We start from the raw sequence: 22,566 nt of genomic DNA, 5'->3' as shown, positions 1-22,566 counted from the left end.
TCCTAGCGAATACGTTTAATGTTATAGGTGCGATCTAAATAGCTTTTTGTTTGCGATAAACGCAGTGGCAATAATGGCGTTACTGATACACCATTGAGCGAGCTTGAATAAAAACTGCCATCAGGCTTATTGTAACCTAGGCCTTTTACATCGTGGATGATGTAAGGCTGGCCGTCTTGATCACCTAAATACATCATTACGTGGCCTGGTATATAAATTAGATCGCCGACCTGCATTTTATTTACTATGGCAAGCTTCTGTTGCTCTGAGTTGGTATTATCAAAACGATAATTTATACCGTACTCACCCTTACCTTGCTGGCCCGAGTTTCGTGGCATTAATAAACCAAAGGTTTTATATATTTCCCCTACAAAACCGGTGCAATCACGGCCATTGTAATCATGCCCCCAACCATAACGCTCGCCTAAAAACTTAAATCCTTGTTTGACCAAATTTTGTTGGTTGTAAGGTAAATAGCCAAGGTTGACATCACTACTGCGACTAATCAGTGCCGGTTTTAACACTAACTGACCTTGCTGATCACGGGTTGGCAGTTGTACAACATAGCTTGCGTAAGTATTTTGCCCATGCAGTAAATTTGGTACCTGCTCCGCAGGCACTAAAGGCAGACGCACTCCCATATCTAATTGTACTTGTGATGTACTGCTATCATCTGGCACATAAGCAGTATTAACTTTAGCACCAGTGACCAATAAAAAATCATCGTTATTTTTGAATTCACGTAACTTTGCTTTATTTGAAATCGCAATATCCGCTTTTGGTGCCCAAGCTAAATAATTATATGCACGCACAAGTAACCATTTTTTATCTGCGCTTTCATGCAATACAGCAACGGTATCACCTGGGAACAAGCCGCTTTCTTGGAAACGATCTAGGTCTTTATCTAAACCACTATTTAACACTCTATCCCAAGTTGGAAATGTACGCAGAGCAGTACGTTTTACTACCATGGCGTAACTAACTTGATTGTTATCTGCCAGCGCATCTAGATTCAAGTTAGCTTGATATTTTGCAAAGTGCTTAGCAGTTAACGGGCTACCATTAGGATAAAAGCGCGGACTTTTTGGGACCGCACTAATACTTAAAATATGCGTTTTTAACTGCTCACGAGTTAGCTGTGAGGCAAACTCAAGTGGATCAACTATATGTTCATTTTCTGCAATTAAGTGTTTATTAAACGCCGTAATTTGCGCTGCACTCATCAGCGTTTTATCAGTCACTTGGCTTAACCAGTGCTGTGGTGTTAATTGTGATTGAGTAACCCCAATAACGTCCGACTGCCACGTATTAGCCTCTGCCACTGCGGGTGCCATAATTACAAAACTGGCTAATGAAATACTTAGGGCGATAAGTGTTTGTCGCATTCGGGTAGTCCTCTATTTTCAATTTGCTTTATAAATTGTGTGATACTGCCTTTATTGGCTATTCGGTATCAGTAATTGTTTAAATGCCTGAGTAAAATTAGCCTGCATTTGTAACCCTGTCGCGGCTAAGTTTTCTTCACTTGCACCTGGCACACTATTTTGTGCTGCTAAAGTGAACTCTCGTCCACCTTGGATAAACGGTAAATAAACATGCGCTAACATTACCGTTTCTGTGGTTGCGCGAGTTTCACTCGGCCCCCAACCTATTTTTTGCCATACTCGCCATTGTCCCTGTGTTAATTCATCCAGTACTTGTTTTGCAGGCCGAGTATCATTAGGAGCTAAAGCGTGTGCTAATGACTCAGAGATCATTTGACTGATACCTTGCATCATACCACCCACTTCCGCGGTTTTATCTGTATGCCCCGTACCATTAAAAAGTACATCAACATCTTGTGCGTGCAAAAATGGCTGTTGCGTTAGTGGCTCTCTCGTATGGCTCGCTAAGCGCTTTAACCATTCTGCTTGCGCTAACGTTGTCATTGCTTTATTTCCGGTTAAACCACAGCCATCACAGCGATAACCTAAATAAGCAGGATCATCACCATTAGCAGTAAAATAAGCGATATCACTACTAATAGTGTCACTGTCAATACTTTGCCAACGAGTCGTGCTAGGGGTAAAAACGTCTGTCGCATACGCACCTTTAAACATAATCCGAGAATCATTGAGCTTTAGCCAACTATCTGCAAATAACTTAGTTAAATATTCACGCCCAGCAACGTTAATGAAATAGCTGGCAATAGCATTTGAGTTGCCGTCAGCACTGCCAAAAGATGCATAACTGTTAATGCTAGTGATCAAATCAGCGACATTACTCTTACCGATTATGGCACGTGCCCCCAGCTTTGCGTTAGTTGCTCTTACTTTTGCGATTGCGCCACTAAATGCTTGGATTTTAGATGAACTCCACGGTTCATATAATTCATTCTGACTGCCATTTGCTAAATAACGATAGGCCAACTGACTACCTTGCTGTTGGTAATCAATTACTAATAACTTTCCTTTTGCTGCGGGAATATCAAAATATTGCCAATCAGCAGCAACTCGTTGTTGCCAACCTGCTTTGCTGTAATCAACGTCACTCGCCGTTTTATATCGAAATTGCGCAGCATGGTTTGCAACCGAGTGCTCTCCCATTGCGATATTTGTAAGATCAGCCGGTAAAATGGGCGCAGCTAGCATCACCTGCTGATAAAACTGCTGATGTTGCTCTGCTGGCGTTATAGGTGCCTTTTGCTGTGTTTGGCTTTGGCATGCAACAAGCATAGCGACTAAACTCACACAGGTTAGTTTCAGTGCTACTTTTTTTAGTTTAGCTAGAATCAACTTAAATTCCTTTTAATTATTATTTTTGGAATATTTTATTAAAAATAACATATTTTCCGCCACAAGCAAATATTTGCATCCAATTAACATCACTAAACGTATTAGTAGTAATTATGAAAAATAAACCTAAATTATAAGGACATCAGTATGCGCAGCTTTTTAATCCTTTCGGGCAGTTTATTCTGCTCGAGCCAAGTATTTGCCAATATAGAAGAAATAACAATTTATGGTCATCGAACAGGCCTTATTGGCGATTCAATCAGTGCCTCCAGCGGTGTAATTGGCCAAGGTGAAATAGAAAATCGCCCAATGTTGCGTAGCGCTGAAATGTTGGAGCTTATCCCTGGTATGGCAGTTACTCAACACAGTGGTTCTGGCAAGGCTAATCAATATTTTATTCGTGGGTTTAATCTTGATCACGGCACCGACTTTGCGACCAGTATTGATGGCATGCCTATTAATATGCGCAGCCATGGCCACGGCCAGGGTTATACTGATCTGAATTTTATTATTCCTGAAACGATAGCAACCATCGACTATCAAAAAGGCGCTTACGGGGCGGCGCAAGGTGACTTTTCAACGGCTGGCAGCGCTGAGTTTAATTTAGCCGACAACCCAAAACATCAACAAATTGACATCACACTTGGCGAAGACAACTATCAACGTTTAATGGCATTAGGCACTGTTGGTGTTGCTAACGGTAAAATAATTATTGCCGGTGAATGGCAAGGTTACGACGGCCCCTGGCAAGATATTAATGAAGATGTCGATAAAAAAAATGCCCTGCTTCGTTATGTCGGCAAAGCATGGGATGGTGATTTATCTGTTACAGCAATGGCCTACGACAATAGCTGGAACTCAGCGGATCAAATTCCGCAGCGCGCTGTAGATCAAGGTATTATCAGCGAACTGGGTTCACTCGATACTACGGTAGGCGGCAGCTCTAGTCGTTATAGTTTATCGGCAAATTGGCAAGGTCAGCATATTAAAGCCAATGCCTATGTGATCAATTATGATATGGACTTGTTTTCTAACTTCTCTTACTTTTTAAATGATCCGGTTAATGGCGATCAGTTCCAACAAATCGATAGCCGCACAATTAGTGGTGGCGCACTGAGTTATCAATTCTCTGACACCCTCGCACAAATGCCGATCCAACATACCGTAGGAGTTGAATATCGCCGCGATGATATTGATCAAGTGGGCTTATACAATACCAAACAGCGTCAACGTTTAAGTACTGTGCGTGAAGATGCCGTAGACGAAGCCAGTTACTCAGCTTATTGGCAGTCAAAAATGAACCTAAGCCAAGCGCTCGAAGCCTCGTTTGGGGTGCGTTATGATTACTTTGACGCAGATGTTGATAGTAATAACAGTGTTAATTCAGGCAGTGCCGATGATGATTTAATTAGCTTTAAAGCCAGCCTAAATTATCTGTTTAATGACAACCTTGCCGGTTATGCCAACTGGGGGCAATCGTATCATTCAAATGATGCTCGCGGAGCCACGATTGTCCAAGATCCTGTTACCTTAGATGCCGCAGAAAAAGTAGACTTACTGGTTCAAAGTAATGGGGCTGAGCTGGGTCTGCGCTACTTTGATCAGCAACAGTTTAATTTATCTGCCGCCTTGTGGTGGCTAAGCCTAGATTCTGAATTACTGTTTGTGGGTGATGCAGGTAATACAGAGGCCAGTGATGCATCAAAACGTTACGGCTTAGAACTCAGTGCTTATTATTGGCTTAATGATGCCTTGAGCTTAGACGCTGAAGCCTCATTCACTCACTCTCGTTTAGATATCGATTCAAGTGACGATAGAATTGAAGGCGCGGTGCCTGTCGTCGCTAGCACTGGCATTAATTGGCATATAACGCAGCAATGGCAGTCTTCAGTACGTGTCCGTCATATTGGTAAGCGCATACTTAGTAGCGATGGTGATAAACGCTCAGAGCCACTTACAGTAGTTAATGGCTTAGTTAGTTATCAACAAACGCACTGGAAAGTGGGACTAGAGCTATTAAATATATTTGATAGTACTGATCACGATATTGACTACTTCTATGCATCACGCTTAGCTGGTGAGCCTGCAGAAGGGGTTGAAGATAATCACTTTCACCCGATTGAGCCGCGTACCATGCGCCTAAACTTCAGCCTGTTATTTTAATTTGCTGAAGTTTAACAAGTATTGAACTAAAAACGTCTCTGATCCGGTTTATACTTTAATAAGCAAACCGGATCTGGGGTTTTCCTAATTACGTATTTTGAATTTTTACTGCCACTTGCTATGGCATTTATGATTGGTGCGTTAGCTAAGCGCTCTGGTTTATGTATGGTAAAAGGTGTATCAGCCCTTATGGCTGGACGCCCAGCTTTGCTCAGTGCAATTTTAGTTTGCGGCCTAACATTTTGGTTTTTAATACCATTTTCAATTAACCCGCGCAACACGTTTGCACCGCCCCAGTATGGCGCTAGCTTATTGTTTTTTATTGGCGGGTTACTGTTTGGTTTAGGCGCGGGTTTTAATCAAGGTTGCAGTGTATCAACCCTTACCCGCCTTGCGCAACGTGACATTCGCATGCTAGCTACTGTATTCGGTTGGGCTGTAGGCTGGTTAATCTTTTCCAATGTATCGTTGGATTTATCGATTAGTTATCGAGTTACCAACTACTCACCATGTGCAATTTCTCCGTTGATATTCACACTTTGCGTCATTACTTTTATTACGTTTGTTATTCACCCGCAGCGACGAATTTTTCTGACTATTTTATTATTTGGTGCGATCAGCACCCTGCTGACTCAAATGAGTCCCGAGTGGTCACCTAGCCACTACTTGCAAGCACTTACATACACTATCAGTAACCCTAAACTTAGCTCATGGCCTACACTCAGTGAGCACTTAATCATTGTCTTGTTATTAACTGGTATGAGCTTTGGTAATAAACATTCTTTTATTGCCATCACTACAAAGCAATTTATCTATCATTGCAGCGCAGGAATATTAATGGGAATTGGCGCATCACTGGCGTTAGGAGGTAACGATGCACAAGTGCTATTTGCCATGCCAGCGCTTTCAAGCGGCGGCGTACTCGCCTGTTTAGGTATGATTGGCGGTATTATGCTCGCATTGAAACTGATGGCACTGCATCAACAGCGCCAGCGACAAGTAGCTAAATAATACCTTTAGCGTAACTTTGCAAATCAGTTAAATATTGCTGATATAAGCCACTACTGCTACTTTTTATTTTTTCAAACACAAAGTTATCAGCAAGATTAGCCATAGCCTGTTGTTTTTGCGTTGTTGATAAACTGCTTTGTGCGATGACTTTAAGCTCAGCCAATTTTGCACGCTCATACTGCGTTAAACTTGGGTCTGTGAGTAACACCTGCAACATATCAACAGCATTAAAAAATGAGCCGTTAAAGGCAAATGTTACGGCTTTGGCCACCGACGGTAACCACGGTTTATCAATGTACTCACCAATAATAGTAAACATCTCATTCGCTGTAGTTAGATCGCCGTTATGCACTGCGCTGCTACCTAAAATCAAATAAGCAATTAATTGATCTTTTGGGTAGCTGCTCTTCACTACGCTGAACATAGGATCATGTTTAATAATATCAGCCCGCTGTTTTGCTAAATCACGCCACCCTTGACTATAAAATGCCAGCGACTGCGCCGAGTACGCTAAATATTTAGCTCTGGCATTATCAGCTTTTTTATAAGCCAAATCGCTTTCTGCAACCGCGAAGTCAGCACTGACCCCCAAGCCAATAAGGAAACTTAAAGTAGCATGAGTTATTGCAGGATCAATACTTTCAAGCAGTTCATTATCGCTTTCCTGCAACTCCTGCACAGTGTTGTACGTGTAAGCTAGAGTATCGACGCTGGCAGTAGAGACACCATAATAAGCACCGTAAAAGATACCATCTTGAAGATCATGGTACTGCTGTTGTTCTGTTTTGGTTGAGCGACAGCCAATTAAAGTAATGCTTAAACCTGCAAATACAACAACTTTAGTGAGATTGTTGAAGGTAATCATCTACGTTCCTATCTTGAAGTTCAAAGGCTTGATGAACATTGCCTTGAAAGTGGGCACTGGTAATTTTACTTAATGAAAAAATGATATTACTCTTCGTTTTTACCATCATTGCCGATGCAGTTGCGTTTATCTCCACACCAGCGCCATCAAAACGGGCTCCATCAAGCTTTACGCCATTTCGCGCATTAATAGTCACATTGGTTGCCTCAACAACGGAATCAACAATTTCTAATCCAAGGTCGCTATCAGTAATAGTTATGTTTTCCAAACGCACCAATGAATCAGTGATCGCTATTGATTGTGCGGTCATATCTTTGAGTAAAATATTATTACAGCCTGAAATAAACACTTTTTTATAGTGCCCAGAGAACGTTTGGCTGTGTCGCTCTTTACAGTTTAATTGTGATTGCATCACCACTTCATGTGATGGTTGTTTGCCAGCCTCTATCGGCTTTTCGAGTGCATGGTTAAGTAACGCTAAAAACTCATCTGTTGCGCTTTTCATTGGTACGTGACCGGCTTGCGCTATTGTCATCAGCTCACTGTTGGCTAGTCGGTGCTGCAACACCTTCGCTGTTCTAAGCGGCGCTATATTGTCTCGCTCACCCCAAATGATGTACGTTTGCGTGTTTAAGTTTGCAACAATATTGCTATAGTCTTGCTCTACTAAACTCAGTGCTGCATTCATGTTTGGTTGCTCGCCCATTAATGCATTCCAAGTACTATCGCTGCGCTGCAGTAAATCGCTAAAATAAGAGTCAATTGCCCCAAGTTCAATTAAGCCTGTAGTGAAATCATTGAGTTGCGCGAGCTTAGTACGTACAAATTTTGGCAACCACGAATCTTCGATCTTGATATTTGTGATCGGCTTTAAAAAAGCAACCTTTTGCAATACACCAGCCGCATCAACAAGTACTAACTTATCAATTTGTTGCGGATATAAACCTGCAAACGACAAACTTACCGCGCCGCCCATCGAATGGCCAATCACAGTAACAGGTCGCGCGCTATAAAGCTCAGCTACCTGAGCCACAACCGCAGCATAATTATGAGGTGAATAACGCCCTTGCGGTGACTCTGAATTACCAAAGCCTGGTAGATCTACAGCAATTACATAATAATTATCGGCAAGTGTCGGGATCACCGAGAACCAATCTTGCATCGCAAGCTCACCGAGACCATGCACTAACAGTAATGGCGGATTAGCTTTGTTACCGGCTTCTAACACTACCATCTTTGAATTAAATACGGTTTCATTAAAATAGCTAAAACGCCAGTTTTGTGCTGGTTCGAACTTAAATTTAAGCAATTGCCGTTGCTTGTCACTCAAAGGTTGTATAAGAACAGATTTAACTGCTGAGAGCTGATCACTCTGTGATGAATCTTGAGCCGATACCGATAGTGGCAATATGTAGCTCAACAATAAGAACAAATATATATAGCGCAAGAGGTCAATAATTTTATAAATAACAATAAGTAAAGTGTATCGTTTTCGCTAACATAGGTAAATTAATAGTTGAGCGACAAACCTAATGATTTAAATTGTTCAGTAAGTTCTTACCACCGTTCGATTGGTAATTTTATAGTTAAAAGCGCGGGATAAACCCGAGCCTACGGTAAATTTCAGGCATAAAAAAACCGACTGTCGTCGGTTGATACTTTCTTACATCGTTCTGTAAATGTATAGAAAGTGGTGGGCGCAGGACGTATCTTCTAAGAGTGAACCTTCGACCGCTAGGTTGGTGGTCCCATTTTAACAATCGCGGGATAAACCCGAGCCTACAGCAAATTTTAGGCATAAAAAAACCGACTGTCGTCGGTTGTCTTCTATTAACTTAAATAGTAATAGAAAGTGGTGGGCGCAGGAGGATTCGAACCTCCGACCGCTCGGTTCGTAGCCGAGTACTCTATCCAGCTGAGCTATGCGCCCACATTCTATTTTGATTTTAAAGTCTTACTTTGACTGACGTATTAAGCTAATTAATAACAAAGCTTATTACGGATTTTAAAGATAAAAAAACCGACCATGTGTCGGGCTCTTTATAAATTAACGCTAATAGAAAGTGGTGGGCGCAGGAGGATTCGAACCTCCGACCGCTCGGTTCGTAGCCGAGTACTCTATCCAGCTGAGCTATGCGCCCACATTCTATTTCGATTTTAATGTCTTATCTGACATATTAGTGTGCAATAACTAATTTTTACTGCTTATTCATACCCTAAGTAAGTGTCAAAAGTGGTGGGCGCAGGAGGATTCGAACCTCCGACCGCTCGGTTCGTAGCCGAGTACTCTATCCAGCTGAGCTATGCGCCCACTTTTGATTTACTTATTTAAACTCTAAGCAGAGTTTGTAAAGATGGTGGGCGCAGGACGTATCTTCAAAGAGTGAACCTCCGACCGCATGGCTTTTGCTTTTAATACCAACCAATTTTACTTGTTTATTTATACTCTAAACAAAGTGTGTAAAGATGGTGGGCGCAGGACGTATCTTCAAAGAGTGAACCTCCGACCGCATGGCTTTTGCTTTTAATACCAACCAATTTTACTTGTTTATTTATACTCTAAACAGAGTGTGTAAAGATGGTGGGCGCAGGACGTATCTTCAAAGAGTGAACCTCCGACCGCATGGCTTTTGCTTTTAATACCAACCAATTTTACTTGTTTATTTATACTCTAAACAGAGTGTGTAAAGATGGTGGGCGCAGGACGTATCTTCAAAGAGTGAACCTCCGACCGCATGGCTTTTAATACCAACCAATTTTACTTGTTTATTTATACTCTAAACAGAGTGTGTAAAGGTGGTGGGCGCAGGAGGATTCGAACCTCCGACCGCTCGGTTCGTAGCCGAGTACTCTATCCAGCTGAGCTATGCGCCCATTCTTTACGTTACAAGATAACCATTTATAAAATAAATGGCGGAGAAGGAGGGATTCGAACCCTCGATAGAGCTACAAACCCTATACTCCCTTAGCAGGGGAGCGCCTTCGGCCACTCGGCCACCTCTCCGTCTTGTGGGGCGTATAATAAAGATTTCAGAAAATATGTCAAACACTTTTCTTGTTTAAAGTGACTGTATGGTTAGAGAACGCCCATAAGCGCTAAAAAAGAATCAGTCTTGCTTGATAATTAATCATATTATGGAATTTTAACATCAGTAGAAACACCTAATACAGGTACCAATTCATCGCTTAATTGTTCGAGGTATTGATCTTGATAACCTAATTGCTGAAACTCGGCAATGCATGCTCGATAATAGGCTTCTCTTTGTTGCTCTGTGCTAAATGTGTTATTGGGTAACTCAGGTTTTTTATCTTTCATATAAAATCCGTTTATATAAGTCCTTTAGATTGGCATTTTATGAAAAAACAATGCTTTATTCTACTTTTTAACTCCCCTAGTTTAGCTAAACTTAAAAATAATGCTTGTTGATTTTTTACTTTTTTAGAATTAATTATTTATTACTAGTTAATTCAATACCTTAAATTAAAACTTCCGGATAACGATAATCCGTAATGTTGACATTGTTTATTGCAGATACAAAAACGCCGCTAAAAAAGAGCGGCGTTTTAAAAACAATTTTGTAGCGATAGACTTAGTCAGCTTGTGGACGCATATGCGGGAACAAGATAACATCTTTAATCGTTGATGAATCAGTAAACAACATAACCAGACGATCGATACCGATACCCTCACCCGCTGTTGGCGGTAAGCCATATTCTAAGGCGCGAATGTAATCTTCGTCGTAATGCATTGCTTCATCATCCCCTGCATCTTTCTCTTCAACTTGACGAGTAAAGCGCTCAGCTTGATCTTGTGCATCATTAAGCTCAGAGAAACCATTTGCAAGTTCACGACCACCAACAAAAAACTCAAAACGGTCAGTAACAAATGGGTTTTCGTCGTTACGACGAGCAAGTGGTGACACTTCCCACGGGTAACCAGTAATGAAAGTCGGTTGAATTAGCATGTGTTCTGCGGTTTCTTCAAAGATTTCACATAAAAACTTACCTGGGCCCCATACACAGTTTTCAGGAATTTTAACATGCACTTGTTTAGCGTACGCTTTTAATTCTTCAAAATGGTTTTCTGGGTCGTTGAATACAGCCGCATCAAACTCTGGGTTATATTTTAAGATTGCATCCGCCATGCTCAAACGCGTGAACGGTTGACCAAAGTCATACTCTACTGAGTCAACCACTTCACCGTTTTCATCTTTAGTGGTGTTAACCACAATTGGGCTGCCCAGTACGTTAGTAGCAACTGTACGTAGCATGTCTTCGGTGATATTCATCAAGTCAATGTAATCAGCGTATGCTTGGTAGAACTCAATCATAGTGAATTCTGGGTTGTGACGCGTTGATAACCCTTCGTTACGGAAGTTACGGTTAATTTCAAATACGCGATCGAAGCCACCTACCACTAAACGTTTTAAGTAAAGCTCTGGTGCAATACGTAAGTACATATCAATATCAAGTGCATTGTGATGAGTCACGAATGGACGCGCAGATGCACCACCAGGAATTACCTGTAGCATTGGCGTTTCAACTTCCATAAAGTCACGATCAGCTAAGAAACGACGAATACCTTCAACCACTTGCGAGCGAATACGGAACGTTTCACGGGTTGCTTCGTTAGTGATCAAATCAACATAACGTTGACGATATTTAGTTTCTTGATCCGACAGACCATGGAATTTTTCAGGTAACGGACGTAGTGACTTAGTCAGTAATTGATACTCAGTCATTTCTACGTATAAATCGCCTTTTCCTGATTTATTAAGCGCACCTTTCACACCAATGATATCGCCAGTGTCTAATTGACCGTATTTTTCTTTCAAGTCTTTTTGCGCATCTTTAGACGCATAGGCTTGTACACGGCCTTTCATGTCCTGCACTACAAAGAATGGTCCGCGTTTAGCAAGGATACGACCCGCGATAGACACAACATGGTTAAGCTCTACTAATTCTTCTTTACTCTTATCACCAAACTCGGCCTGTAAGTCTGCCGTGTAATGCTCACGACGGAATTGATTTGGATGACCGTTGGCTGGGCAATTGGCGCGAATAGCGTCTAATTTGCCACGACGCTCAGCGATTAACTTATTTTCGTCTTGGATTTGATCAGTCATTTTTTAGCTCTTTTTTAGCTTGGTGGTTATAGGCCAGATTTTAAGCTGGCTTCAATAAATTTATCTAAGTTACCGTCGAGTACCGATTGCGTATTGCGGTTTTCAACACCAGTTCGTAAATCTTTAATGCGCGAATCATCAAGTACGTATGAACGAATTTGACTACCCCAACCAATATCAGATTTTGCGTCTTCTTGAGTTTGCTTTTCAGCATTTTGCTGTTGTAACTCAAGTTCAAATAACTTCGCTTTTAACTGTTTCATCGCTTGTGCTTTATTTTTATGCTGTGAACGTTCGTTCTGGCATTGCACTACGGTATTGGTTGGCACGTGAGTAATACGTACCGCTGATTCGGTGGTGTTAACGTGCTGACCACCGGCACCTGATGCACGGTATACGTCAATACGTAAATCAGCCGGATTAATATCGATTTCGATATTATCGTCAATTTCAGGGTAAACAAATGCTGAAGCAAACGAGGTATGACGACGACCACTTGAGTCAAACGGGCTTTTGCGTACTAAGCGATGTACGCCTGTTTCTGTGCGTAACCAGCCATAGGCGTATTCGCCAACAAAGCGCACGGTTGCACCTTTAATGCCGGCAACATCACCGTCTGTCGCTTCGACTAGCTCAACTTTAAAGCCTTTGGCTTCACCCCAGCGTAAATACATGCGTAATAACATGTTACACCAGTCTTGCGCTTCAGTGCCGCCAGAGCCTGATTGTAAATCAAGGTACGCATCATTTGCGTCATGTGGGCCTGAAAACATACGGCGAAACTCTAAGCCTTCAAGTTGCCCATTGAGATCTTCAAGTTCACTTTGCGCCTCGATAAAGGTGTCTTCATCTTCAGCTTCGACTGCAAGCTCTAACAACCCTTCAACATCATCAGTACCACTGACTAGGTTGTCGATAGTTTCAACAACGGCCTCTAGTGCTGACTTTTCGCGGCCAAGCGCTTGCGCACGTTCTGGCTCATTCCATACGGCTGAATCTTCAAGTTCGGCGTTAACTTCTTCTAAACGTTCTTGTTTAAGAGCGTAGTCAAAGGTACCCCCGAAGCAATTCAGTACGTTCGCGAATTTCCTTGATTTGATTAATCACAGGATTCACTTCAAACATGTACCTTACTCCAAAATGGCTGATTACGAGCGTCAAATCGCCCATAAAATTCTTTAAATAGTAAAAACGCCCGATTTTAACAAAAAACCGTGCGTTTTATTAGTATTTTATGCACTGATAATAAATATTTTTTATGACACTTTTTGCAGCTCTCTGGCAATCAGCTGCAACGAAAACTTGCCTCGAAACTCATTGATATCGAGTTGGTAAGCTAGCTTGACAAAACGCACCTCAGTATCTGGCCACGCACGCACATCCACACCAAAAGCAATGGCATCGACTAAGCGCCCTGAGCGATGCTTAAGCACTAATTTAAGATGTTTCTCCCCGACAATGCGTTGTTGTACTAGTTCAAAGGTGTGTTCAAAGACAGGTTCAGGAAATTGCTGCCCCCATGGACCTGCTTGTTTGAGTACATTTGCAAACTCCATACTGAAGCAATCATCAGCAAGCTCCCCATCAGTTAAAATAATACAGCGCTTATGTTCTTCGCTTAGCTGCGAACTAACGGCTTGTTCAAACTCACGTTTAAACTCGTTAAAGTGCTGCTCATTAATGCTCAGTCCCGCTGCCATAGCATGTCCGCCAAATTTGCTGATCAAATGCGGGTGCAAGGTATTTAAACGCTCGAGTAAATCCCGCATGTGCAAGCCTTCAATCGAGCGACAAGAGCCTTTAATTTCGCCATTATCACCACCAGCAAAAATTACGGTAGGTCGGTGGTACTTTTCTTTTAAGCGCCCCGCTAAAATACCTATCACCCCTTGGTGCCAATCATCTTGATATAAACAGATAGCATCAGGCGTTTGCTCATCGCTAAAGGCAAGCTTGTCTAATACCGCTTGCGCTTCTACTTGCATGCCCTGCTCTATTTCACGGCGCTCAACATTTAAACTATCTAGTTCACTGGCAATGCGCCTTGCTTGGTTAATATCTGTGGCGAGTAAGCAGGCTATACCTAAACTCATATCGTCTAATCGCCCTGCGGCATTTAGTCGCGGTGCCAATGAAAAACCAAAGTCGCTGGCACTTAAACGAGCGGCATTACGATTAGCCACTTCGATTAACGCGGTAATACCAGGGCGAGTTTTGCCACTGCGAATACGTGCTAAGCCTTGATGCACTAAAGTGCGGTTATTAGCATCTAATGCCACTACATCAGCAACCGTGCCAAGGGCCACAATATCGAGTAATTCAGCTAAGTTTGGCATTGGCTGCGAATTAAAGTAACCCGCATCTCGCAATGCACTTCTTAAAGCTATCAACAAATAAAACGCGACACCAACACCTGCAATTGATTTTGAAGGGAAGTCACAATCATGGCGGTTTGGGTTGACAATGGCATCAGCATTGGGAAGTTGTTCACCTTGCAAGTGGTGGTCAGTGACCAACACTTTAATGCCTGCGGCTTTTACTATCGCGATGCCAGCGATACAAGAAATGCCATTATCTACGGTGATCACGAGATCTGGCGCCATCGTCACTATTTGTTCGGCAAGCGCAGGGCTTAAACCATAGCCAAGGCTAAATCGATCTGGCACTAAATAATCTAAATGAGCAAAGCCAAACATCGCTAAACCTTGCATTAAGGTGGCCGTGCTGGTTGCGCCATCGGCATCAAAATCGCCAACAATCAGTACGTTGCTTTGCGTGTGTAATGCCTCTTGTAGTAAAGCGGTGGCTTTATCTATGTCTTTAAATAATTTGAAGTCGTGTAACGTCGCTGCGCTATTGTCCAGCTCATCAGCATGGTTTACTCGGCGGCTAGCATAAATTTGTTTAATAACTGGGTGTAAATGATTTGGTAGGTGTGAGTCATCACAATGATCACGGGCAACAATTAATTTCTTCATGCAGACGCGGTACTTTTAATTAAAGAATAAAGACAAAAAAAGGCCTTAACGGCCTTTTTATAAAAAACACATCGTTATGATGATTTATTCGCTTCTAATGCAGCGGCTAATGCTGCTGCTGGTTGATAACCAGGGATCAGCGTGCCATCTTCTAAAATAATCGCTGGTGTGCCACTAATACCAAAACTTTGTCCAAGCTGATAATGCTCTGCCACAGGTGCATGGCAGCCAGACATTACTTTAGTATCTGCTCCTGATTTAGCTGCAGTCATCGCTTCTTGCTGATCTTTAGCACACCATACATTCATTAAATCTGCATAGCCCGAGCCCTGTAAGCCACCACGTGGAAACGCTAAATACTTAACTGTAATACCCGCTTCAAGTAAGTCATCAATTTCACGATGTAATTTACGGCAATAACCACAACTAATGTCGGTAAACACGGTGATGCTATGTTTTTCATTTTTAGCTTTGTAGACAATCATTGAATCTTCGTATTTCGCTAAACCTTCTTTACGCACGCCGTTTAGCGCTTGCTCAGTCAAATTATTACGATTATTCAGATCAATCAAGGTGCCTTGCATTAAGTATTGACCATCTGCGCTTGCATAAAGCACCCCTTTATCGGTGATCAATTCTTTTAAACCTGCCACTGGGCTTGGGTTAATTTGCTTAACGGTAACGCCAAGCTCCGCAAATTTAGTGACAATGGGATCATTGGCATCAGGAATGGCTACTACGCCATTGGCAAACGCACTTAAACTGGTGCCTAACATTGCACCGGCTAATACTAACTTTTTCATAATTGTTCTCTTATATCCTGATAATTCTTAACTATTCAGACCGCCGAAGTACGAAAAAATTCTCACTAAGCGCGCGGATGATGTTGCTGATGTACCGATTTTAACCTTTCATTAGCAACATGAGTATAAATTTGTGTGGTTGATAAATCACTATGCCCTAACATCATCTGCACAACCCGGAGATCCGCACCATGATTTAATAAGTGTGTTGCAAACGCATGACGCAACGTATGGGGCGATAAAGGTGATTCAACTGCTGCCAAAATAGCATAGTGTTTAATACGATGCCAAAAAGTTTGTCGTGTCATGCCTACTCCACGCTTTGACGGAAACACAAAATCGGTGGCATGTTTGATCATTTGCGCACGGCCTACTTTTAAAAATTGCTCCAGCCAATACATAGCTTCTTCGCCAAGCGGCACTAAACGCTCTTTGTTGCCTTTACCTTTTACAAACACCACCGATTGGCGCAAATTAATTTGCTCCATACGCAGCCCTACTAATTCACTCACCCGCAATCCTGTGGCGTATAACAATTCGAGCATGGCTTTATCACGTAGCCCCATTGGTTCTTCAACATTCGGGGCTGCAAGTAATGCTTCCACTTCATTTTCAGACAAAGTTTTCGGCAGTGACTGCCCCGCTTTAGGCTGGGCAATATTCACCATTGGCGAATCGGTAATGTGTTTTTCGCGCACAAAGTACTGATAAAAACGCTTTAATGCGCTAATACTACGCGCGGTGCTGCGTGGCTTTAAACCTAAATCAACACGATGAGCTAAGTAACTTTCGATATCTTGAGCGCAGACTGTCAATAGATCTTGGCCTTCTAAAAATTGGCAAAATTTATCTAAATCACTACGATAGGCTGATAGCGTATTATCGCTTACGTGTTGTTCTAAATAGAGGTTATCTAAAAAAGACTCAAGGTAATCACTATTACTGAGTAATTCGTCGTGATCTGTATTGGCTGAGTCTAATGACTTATGATCAGGTAACGTGGTCACAGTTATTCTCATAGTTATCAAGGTATCAATTAATAATACCTTACGGTAAACTTCAGCCTATCATATCAGGCAAATACACAGTGATAAATACGATGCAAATTGGTTTATTTTATGGTTCTACCACATGCTATACAGAAATAGCGGCAGAAAAAATCCGCGATATTATCGGTCAAGACATTGTCAGCCTGCATAACATCAAAGATGAACCATTAAAAAACGCAGAGAATTACGACTTTATCATCTTTGGTATCTCGACATGGGATTTTGGTGAGTTACAGGAAGATTGGGAATCTATTTGGGATGACATTAAAGATGTTGACCTCAATGGCAAAACCATCGCTTTATTTGGCATGGGTGACCAACAAGGTTACGGCCAGTGGTTTCAGGATGCACTTGGCATGTTGCATGACGAAATAAGCGACCAACAATTTACTTTATTAGGCATCTGGCCTAATGACAGTAGCTATGAATTTGAAGCCTCGAAAGCACTCACCGAAGACGGCAAACACTTTGTTGGTTTAGCGCTTGATGAAGACAGCCAATACGAACACAGTGATGAGCGAATAGCCAACTGGGTTGAACAAATCATGACCGAGTACAGCGAGACGCTATAAACCTCGCTGTAACTATAAGGCAACGAATGGCACAATTTACTTTGATCAATGGCGATGTTATCGAGTTCAGTAATAACATAGTAACGCCCCTGAACTGTGTAGGGAGCCAAAGCTGTGACCGACTTGGGCATATATTCTTTATACCTGATACGGTCGTGCCATTTATTAATGCAGGTAAACTCGCTAAAGATTTATTTAACGTATCAAAACTTGCTTTAGCAAAATACGATGATACAAAAACAGTACTACCGGTGCTAATCAAGCATCAACAGCCGCTTAATTTGATTACGGGCATAACCATCAAGCGGCAGTTCAAAATCATTAATTTTAGCAGCGCCAATATTGAAAAATCGCAAGCGGCTAGCGTGTTTAAAAAGTTACTAACCGACCCTGCGGTAGAACACGTCAAACTTGATGAGGTAAAACAGCTTTGCTAATACTAGCTATTTTATAATTTAAGTAAAACATCCAAGGTTATTTCACCAAAGCGGGTCAGTATCAAAGATTCAGCGTCATCAAGTACATCCCCTAAGTGTGCATTAATTGACTTTTCTATCGGGCAACTTGAATGTTCATCCTCCAAAGAAATTGTAAACAATGTCGTCGTACCAAGTGCTTGGTGAATATCTAACAAAGTCATTTCATTTAATGGCCGAGCAAGCACCCACCCCCCACTACGACCATTGCTAGATTGCACATAACCATACTCTCGCAGTAACCCCATAGTGCGGCGAACAACTACAGGGTTGGTTGTTAGCATCTTTGCTATTTCGGTAGAAGTCATTGCATTTTTGCTCACAGCTAAATGAGCCAGAATATGCAATACACGTGACAAGCGACTGTCTTTTCTCATAATTCAGTTTCCAAAAAAACAAATTACATTAAATGTAACTTATATTGTTACATCTAAATAAAATGCATGCTATTCTTTTAAGTGTAACAACAAAGGTTACACTTGATTTAAACTAGTCGGTTTTCATATTAAAGCAGTGAAGGAGTGGTAATGAATAAAGATGAACTGAAAACACTATTTGATCAACAAGCAGTTAATTATGATCAACAATGGCAGAAAATGTCGCCAATCAATACTGGGTTACATTTCTTTTTGAACACAATTTTTGCCAAACTCCCCCAACACGCTCACTTTTTATGTATCGGCGTAGGGACCGGAAAAGAACTGATTTATTTAGCTCAACAGTTTCCCGATTGGCACTTTACAGCCGTCGAACCTTCCTCGCAAATGCTCAATGTTTGTCGTCAAGAGGTTGAAAAAGCTGGATTCAGTACTCGTTGTACGTTTCATGAAGGCTATTTAGAAACCCTTGAACTTGAGCAAAGATACGATGCTGCAAGCTGCTTGTTAGTTTCTCATTTTATTCTTAATGTTGATGAGCGAATTGCATTCTTCAAGCAAATTGCAGATAAGCTAAAACCTCACGGCTTGCTCGTCAGCTCTGATCTTGCTTTTGACAAGCAGTCTGCAAGCTATGATGACAGCCTTAATTTATGGCTAAGCATTATGTCGATGGCTGAGGTTTCCAATGATGAAATAAACAAAATAAAAGCAGCATATAACAATGATGTTGCAGTGCTTGCACCTACTCAAGTGGCAAATATTATTGAAACTGGCGGATTTGATTCCCCTTTACAATTTTATCAAGCTGGAATGATCCATGCATTTTTAGCAAAACGAGCGAACTAAAAAAGCGACCGCAAGGTCGCTTTACTAATCTATTAATTTGCTAATTCACAATCATAAACCAAACACTACTTTTTCACTTTTCAACATTCGCGCGCTTAAAAAGCTAAAGGCTGCACATAATACCAATGTGATTAGTGTTGATAACAATAACTGCGGAACTGGAATAGGATTACCTTTTATAAATTCCATCAGAGCAAATTGCTGCGCTGCTATCGGCAACCACTGCACCTTGTCTGTGGCAATATCATAAGTCGTTATCATGCTTAACGCCATCGGGATAAATAGCACCATAGTGACGTAAGATTGCGCTTCTTTAAATGACTTAGCCATAAACGATACAAACACTTGCAAACTTGCCGACATCAATGCAATCGGTAGACATATTGCAATGCTAAATAACATAAATGCAGGGGTAATAGTGATACTAAAGCCCATTTGCTGCCAAGGTACCATTGCATACGAAAACTTAGAGACCACTAAAATTACTCCCAGTCCTAACATCGAAAACGTCGTGATAGCGCCAACTTTAGCAAGCACAATATGCAAACTATGTAATGGATGACTTAACAATAACGATAGCGAATTACGCTCTCGCTCGCCGGCACTGGTATCAATTGCTAAATTCATCGCCGCATAAAATAACGCTAAAATAAGCGTAAATGCCACAAAGCCTAAAATCATGCCACCTTTAGAATCAGGGGTTGCTTGATCATGCACTTCAATCGCGAGTGCACGCATCAAGTTTGGATCCACACCACGAGAAACTAATCGCAGACTGGCTATTTCAGAGCTATACAACGCCATTGCCTTTTCAACTTGGTTGATATATTTGCGCAACTTATCATCTGACTTATCGGCAATAAGCGTTACCGTTGCTGGGCGACCTTCGCTCATCTTTTGTTGATAGTCTTCACTGATTGATAAGGTAATGGCTTTACGTTCGTCAGCGTCAGTGCTGGCAACAATATCACGGCTACTAAGGTGAGCAATAAGCCCTGGTGCTCGATTAGCATTTTCGATATTAATTTTTAGTGTTTCAGGCGATGCTAATTGTTGTAATAACACACTCATTAATAAGCAGATAGCGATTGGCGTACCTATCGCATAGTACAGCCCCGCCATTACCGAACGTTTATCACGGCTGGCATCCATCAGTTCCTTTTTAAATAACACTGTTAATAAATTAATCATGCTGCAATCCCCTCATCGCTGCCAATTAAAGCGACAAATGCTTCTTCTAATGTCTCTTTACCTGCTTGTTTACATAGCTCATCCACTGACCCTTGAGCAATCACTTGACCATTAGCCATGATCACCACGTGGTCACACAGTGCTGCAACTTCTTGCATAACATGCGATGAAAATAACACGCAGTGTCCTTGCGCTTTCAGTAACAGCAACAGCTCTCTTAATATACGGGTACTCATTACATCAAGGCCGCGAGTTGGTTCATCTAAAATAATGTTTGATGGGTTATGAACCACGGCTTGCGCTAAGGCGGTTTTCATTCGTTGCCCTTGCGAAAAACCTTGGCAGCGGCGATCAGCAATATCATTCATAGCTAATTTATTTATTACATCTATTGTTGCTTGCTTAGCCTCTCTTGCGCTCAGGCCACTTAACTGGGCAAAAAAACTAATGTATTCCCTTGGTGTTAATCGTTCATATAAACCACACGGATCCGGGAACAAGCCAAGCTTTTGTTTTGCTGCCATCGGTTCTTTGGCAACATCAATGCCATCAATTTCAGCATACCCGCTATCTGCCTTTAACAGTCCAAACACGGTGCGCAAACAGGTGGTTTTACCTGCGCCATTAGGCCCTAGAAGGCCGGTGATCTTGCCGTTCTGTGCAGTAAAACTTAAACCATTTAGCGCATTAACGTCGCCAATTTTCTTACTTAGGTTGGTTACTTTAATCATCACTTACTCCTTGCTAGCTGCATCAGTTGAGTGGCTATTGGCAACGGCTACGCCGTTAATATTCATAAAAAACGGTTTGTCATTTGACTCGTTAATACAGCTTGTATCAATGTCTTGCATACTTTGCTGATCGATAAATTTAGCAATGATTTTCGGCGCACAGGTTTGCGAGCCAACGCCATGGGTGGCTGTTGGTGCGACTAAGTGAGTGGCATTGGTCATCTCAACCATCGCAAGCTCAGCCCAACTTGCAGGTGTTGCAGGGTCTCGTCCACCAGAAAGAAGTAACGTTGGCGTGCTGGTTTTTAGCGGCTGATAAAATGCCTCGTCAACGGCTTTTACATTTAGAATTGGGCAGGCTATATCAAACCCTGCAATCATTGCTTTGCCCATATCAGCTTTACTATATTGAACGCGGGTTTGCGTTGTTAAACGTGGCCAATCTTCACCACAAACAATGGCATTATGCATGCCCATTGCTAAAGATTGTGTTAAATCAACATTCGCCATCATGCCAGCCAGTGGTGAATAGTCACCCCTTTGTGCTTTTTCAATAACCATTGGCACAATCGCGCGTTGTGCATGGCTGTATAGCGCAAAGCGTATCGCACTGTAAAACTTCATTTTAGTGATTGTAAAAGCAATAACGTCATTGGTACGTGGGTGTCTAACCTGTGTTTGTACAGGCTGTTGTTCAAGCTGCGTAAGCAATGAATTAAAGTTATTTTCTAAGTTAGGGTATTGCGCTGCGCACAAAGTATCAGCTGCACAACGCTTGAATAATGCAGCCAGTGAACCATCAACTGCTCCACCTATGGCAGCCAAACTTTGCTGCATTGGCACAACACCATCTAAGGTACTCGTTAACACAGCATTAGGAAATTGACGCATATATTCCTGCGCAATACGTGTGCCATACGATACCCCGTATAAATGAAAACCTTTATAACCTAATGCTTTACGTACCGCTTCAAAATCCTTTGCCGCAACAGGCGTAGTAAAATTGCTCAAATCAATATTGAGCTTTGCTTTACACTTTTGCGTATCTTCTGCCCCCATGGCTTGAAGGTCAGCGATCACATCATTAAAAGCAAACTGAGTTTTTAAATCATCACTTTCACATTGCAATTGATGTGAATAACCTGTGCCACGCTGATCAACCAGTACGATATCGCGGGTTTCACGGGCAAACCGTAAGTTATGATTAAACACTGCGGCTAAATCTATTGCGCCTTGCCCTGGGCCACCGGCAAAACCAAGCACCGCTTGATCAGGATGACTAGGCTTGATTGCTGGAATAACAGCAAAATGAATATCAATCTGGCCATCATTAGGATCATCCGATAAAGGTTGAGCAATGCTGCCACACATTAGTTTATCAGCCAGTCCTTCCATATAACATGGCGTCAGTTTTGGTTGGCTATTTTGATTGCTTTCTGCGTATAACGCTGTTGATGCAATTATTAAAATTGGCATCATCACTATATTTATCAGTCTATTAGAACAATTTGATATGCTATTCATCACTTTTCCCTTGTTTGCATTTTACACTTAATGTGATAACTTATTACTTAGTGTATCGGTGTATTAATGTATTAATA

At 41.8% G+C, this 22,566-nt stretch carries 19 protein-coding genes and 5 tRNA genes; 5 read left to right on the top strand and 19 right to left on the bottom strand.

What is annotated here, in order from left to right:
* Positions 1-2: 2 nt before the first annotated feature.
* Positions 3-1,385, bottom strand: coding sequence for an NlpC/P60 family protein (locus tag A7968_RS06580; protein WP_064665764.1), 1,383 nt, complete (start codon positions 1,383-1,385; stop codon positions 3-5).
* Positions 1,386-1,436: 51 nt separating this feature from the next.
* The gene (locus A7968_RS06575; RefSeq protein ID WP_064665763.1) at positions 1,437-2,774 is read right to left on the bottom strand and encodes a hypothetical protein; all 1,338 of its coding nucleotides are present in this window, start codon (positions 2,772-2,774) and stop codon (positions 1,437-1,439) included.
* 147 nt (positions 2,775-2,921) lie between these two features.
* Here A7968_RS06575 and A7968_RS06570 point away from each other — a divergent pair, with 147 nt between their 5' ends.
* Together A7968_RS06570 and A7968_RS06565 are read left to right on the top strand one after the other, a co-directional pair.
* Positions 2,922-4,937, top strand: coding sequence for a TonB-dependent receptor (locus A7968_RS06570; protein ID WP_064665762.1), 2,016 nt, complete (start codon positions 2,922-2,924; stop codon positions 4,935-4,937).
* A 120-nt stretch (positions 4,938-5,057) separates the two neighbouring features.
* Positions 5,058-5,948: a YeeE/YedE thiosulfate transporter family protein gene (locus A7968_RS06565; RefSeq protein ID WP_084448063.1), complete on the top strand. Its 891-nt coding sequence runs from the start codon at positions 5,058-5,060 to the stop codon at positions 5,946-5,948.
* Here the strand turns inward: A7968_RS06565 and A7968_RS06560 are convergent.
* The 13 genes from A7968_RS06560 to xerD all read right to left on the bottom strand — a co-directional run bounded on the left by A7968_RS06560 (position 5,941) and on the right by xerD (position 16,739).
* Positions 5,941-6,813, bottom strand: a complete 873-nt coding sequence (locus tag A7968_RS06560) for a hypothetical protein (protein WP_064665761.1) — start codon at positions 6,811-6,813, stop codon at positions 5,941-5,943. The genes A7968_RS06565 and A7968_RS06560 overlap by 8 nt on opposite strands.
* Positions 6,788-8,122 (bottom strand): alpha/beta fold hydrolase, encoded by a 1,335-nt coding sequence (locus tag A7968_RS06555; protein ID WP_157586659.1) that lies wholly within the window; start codon positions 8,120-8,122, stop codon positions 6,788-6,790. The genes A7968_RS06560 and A7968_RS06555 overlap by 26 nt, the downstream gene beginning before the upstream one ends.
* Positions 8,123-8,666: 544 nt before the next feature.
* Positions 8,667-8,743 (bottom strand) — tRNA-Arg (locus A7968_RS06550).
* A 134-nt stretch (positions 8,744-8,877) separates the two neighbouring features.
* Positions 8,878-8,954 (bottom strand) — tRNA-Arg (locus tag A7968_RS06545).
* A 93-nt stretch (positions 8,955-9,047) separates the two neighbouring features.
* Positions 9,048-9,124, bottom strand: a tRNA-Arg gene (locus A7968_RS06540).
* A gap of 486 nt (positions 9,125-9,610) precedes the next feature.
* A tRNA-Arg gene (locus A7968_RS06535) sits at positions 9,611-9,687 on the bottom strand.
* A gap of 37 nt (positions 9,688-9,724) precedes the next feature.
* A tRNA-Ser gene (locus tag A7968_RS06530) sits at positions 9,725-9,817 on the bottom strand.
* Between the two features lie 129 nt (positions 9,818-9,946).
* Positions 9,947-10,129: a hypothetical protein gene (locus A7968_RS06525; protein WP_064665759.1), complete on the bottom strand. Its 183-nt coding sequence runs from the start codon at positions 10,127-10,129 to the stop codon at positions 9,947-9,949.
* A gap of 274 nt (positions 10,130-10,403) precedes the next feature.
* A complete protein-coding gene (gene lysS / locus A7968_RS06520) occupies positions 10,404-11,939 on the bottom strand; it encodes a lysine--tRNA ligase (RefSeq protein WP_064665758.1) in 1,536 nt (511 codons plus the stop codon).
* Positions 11,940-11,965: 26 nt separating this feature from the next.
* Positions 11,966-13,064 (bottom strand): peptide chain release factor 2 gene (gene prfB / locus A7968_RS06515; RefSeq protein WP_167542958.1). Its coding sequence is split into 2 segments (ribosomal slippage): positions 11,966-12,988 and positions 12,990-13,064, totalling 1,098 coding nucleotides; the frame shifts between segments, so codons are not numbered across the junction.
* A 131-nt stretch (positions 13,065-13,195) separates the two neighbouring features.
* Positions 13,196-14,917, bottom strand: a complete 1,722-nt coding sequence (gene recJ, locus A7968_RS06510; RefSeq protein WP_064665756.1) for a single-stranded-DNA-specific exonuclease RecJ — start codon at positions 14,915-14,917, stop codon at positions 13,196-13,198.
* Positions 14,918-14,991: 74 nt separating this feature from the next.
* Positions 14,992-15,720, bottom strand: coding sequence for a bifunctional protein-disulfide isomerase/oxidoreductase DsbC (dsbC, locus tag A7968_RS06505; RefSeq protein ID WP_064665755.1), 729 nt, complete (start codon positions 15,718-15,720; stop codon positions 14,992-14,994).
* A 65-nt stretch (positions 15,721-15,785) separates the two neighbouring features.
* On the bottom strand, positions 15,786-16,739 hold the full coding sequence (gene xerD, locus A7968_RS06500) for a site-specific tyrosine recombinase XerD (protein ID WP_227008891.1): 954 nt from the start codon (positions 16,737-16,739) through the stop codon (positions 15,786-15,788).
* Positions 16,740-16,819: 80 nt separating this feature from the next.
* Between xerD and fldB the strand changes: the two genes are divergently transcribed.
* Together fldB and A7968_RS06490 are read left to right on the top strand one after the other, a co-directional pair.
* Positions 16,820-17,341 (top strand): flavodoxin FldB, encoded by a 522-nt coding sequence (gene fldB, locus A7968_RS06495; RefSeq protein WP_064665754.1) that lies wholly within the window; start codon positions 16,820-16,822, stop codon positions 17,339-17,341.
* Positions 17,342-17,367: 26 nt separating this feature from the next.
* Positions 17,368-17,778, top strand: coding sequence for a hypothetical protein (locus tag A7968_RS06490; RefSeq protein ID WP_064665753.1), 411 nt, complete (start codon positions 17,368-17,370; stop codon positions 17,776-17,778).
* A gap of 11 nt (positions 17,779-17,789) precedes the next feature.
* On the opposite strand, the gene A7968_RS06485 is transcribed toward A7968_RS06490, so the two are convergent.
* On the bottom strand, positions 17,790-18,194 hold the full coding sequence (locus tag A7968_RS06485; protein ID WP_064665752.1) for an Rrf2 family transcriptional regulator: 405 nt from the start codon (positions 18,192-18,194) through the stop codon (positions 17,790-17,792).
* A gap of 150 nt (positions 18,195-18,344) precedes the next feature.
* Here A7968_RS06485 and A7968_RS06480 point away from each other — a divergent pair, with 150 nt between their 5' ends.
* Positions 18,345-19,043, top strand: coding sequence for a class I SAM-dependent methyltransferase (locus tag A7968_RS06480; RefSeq protein WP_064665751.1), 699 nt, complete (start codon positions 18,345-18,347; stop codon positions 19,041-19,043).
* Between the two features lie 51 nt (positions 19,044-19,094).
* Here the strand turns inward: A7968_RS06480 and A7968_RS06475 are convergent, their stop codons facing one another.
* Genes A7968_RS06475 through A7968_RS06465 form a run of 3 tightly spaced genes read right to left on the bottom strand, consistent with a single transcriptional unit; the run spans position 19,095 to position 22,489 of the window.
* Complete coding sequence (locus tag A7968_RS06475; RefSeq protein ID WP_064665750.1) at positions 19,095-20,234, bottom strand: ABC transporter permease; 1,140 nt, start codon at positions 20,232-20,234, stop codon at positions 19,095-19,097.
* Entirely contained in the window at positions 20,231-20,965 is a 735-nt protein-coding gene (locus tag A7968_RS06470) for an ABC transporter ATP-binding protein (protein WP_064665749.1), read from the bottom strand. The genes A7968_RS06475 and A7968_RS06470 overlap by 4 nt, the downstream gene beginning before the upstream one ends.
* A gap of 3 nt (positions 20,966-20,968) precedes the next feature.
* Positions 20,969-22,489, bottom strand: a complete 1,521-nt coding sequence (locus tag A7968_RS06465; RefSeq protein WP_064665748.1) for an alpha/beta fold hydrolase — start codon at positions 22,487-22,489, stop codon at positions 20,969-20,971.
* Positions 22,490-22,566: the final 77 nt, after the last annotated feature.

Origin of the sequence: Pseudoalteromonas prydzensis, from assembly GCF_001661495.1 — a bacterium.
In the GTDB taxonomy this organism is placed as follows: domain Bacteria; phylum Pseudomonadota; class Gammaproteobacteria; order Enterobacterales; family Alteromonadaceae; genus Pseudoalteromonas; species Pseudoalteromonas prydzensis.
Note: the sequence above shows the minus strand (reverse complement) of the source record. Positions and strands in the feature narration are given on the sequence as shown.

What these genes read in the sequence shown, in the direction of transcription:
- A7968_RS06580 (WP_064665764.1), bottom strand. Translation starts at nt 1,385, where the DNA reads ATGCGACAAACACTTATCGCCCTAAGTATTTCATTAGCCAGTTTTGTA.
- A7968_RS06570 (WP_064665762.1), top strand. Translation starts at nt 2,922, where the DNA reads ATGCGCAGCTTTTTAATCCTTTCGGGCAGTTTATTCTGCTCGAGCCAA.
- A7968_RS06565 (WP_084448063.1), top strand. Translation starts at nt 5,058, where the DNA reads ATGGCATTTATGATTGGTGCGTTAGCTAAGCGCTCTGGTTTATGTATG.
- A7968_RS06560 (WP_064665761.1), bottom strand. Translation starts at nt 6,813, where the DNA reads ATGATTACCTTCAACAATCTCACTAAAGTTGTTGTATTTGCAGGTTTA.
- A7968_RS06525 (WP_064665759.1), bottom strand. Translation starts at nt 10,129, where the DNA reads ATGAAAGATAAAAAACCTGAGTTACCCAATAACACATTTAGCACAGAG.
- lysS (WP_064665758.1), bottom strand. Translation starts at nt 11,939, where the DNA reads ATGACTGATCAAATCCAAGACGAAAATAAGTTAATCGCTGAGCGTCGT.
- recJ (WP_064665756.1), bottom strand. Translation starts at nt 14,917, where the DNA reads ATGAAGAAATTAATTGTTGCCCGTGATCATTGTGATGACTCACACCTA.
- dsbC (WP_064665755.1), bottom strand. Translation starts at nt 15,720, where the DNA reads ATGAAAAAGTTAGTATTAGCCGGTGCAATGTTAGGCACCAGTTTAAGT.
- xerD (WP_227008891.1), bottom strand. Translation starts at nt 16,739, where the DNA reads ATGAGAATAACTGTGACCACGTTACCTGATCATAAGTCATTAGACTCA.
- fldB (WP_064665754.1), top strand. Translation starts at nt 16,820, where the DNA reads ATGCAAATTGGTTTATTTTATGGTTCTACCACATGCTATACAGAAATA.
- A7968_RS06490 (WP_064665753.1), top strand. Translation starts at nt 17,368, where the DNA reads ATGGCACAATTTACTTTGATCAATGGCGATGTTATCGAGTTCAGTAAT.
- A7968_RS06485 (WP_064665752.1), bottom strand. Translation starts at nt 18,194, where the DNA reads ATGAGAAAAGACAGTCGCTTGTCACGTGTATTGCATATTCTGGCTCAT.
- A7968_RS06480 (WP_064665751.1), top strand. Translation starts at nt 18,345, where the DNA reads ATGAATAAAGATGAACTGAAAACACTATTTGATCAACAAGCAGTTAAT.
- A7968_RS06475 (WP_064665750.1), bottom strand. Translation starts at nt 20,234, where the DNA reads ATGATTAATTTATTAACAGTGTTATTTAAAAAGGAACTGATGGATGCC.
- A7968_RS06470 (WP_064665749.1), bottom strand. Translation starts at nt 20,965, where the DNA reads ATGATTAAAGTAACCAACCTAAGTAAGAAAATTGGCGACGTTAATGCG.
- A7968_RS06465 (WP_064665748.1), bottom strand. Translation starts at nt 22,489, where the DNA reads ATGAATAGCATATCAAATTGTTCTAATAGACTGATAAATATAGTGATG.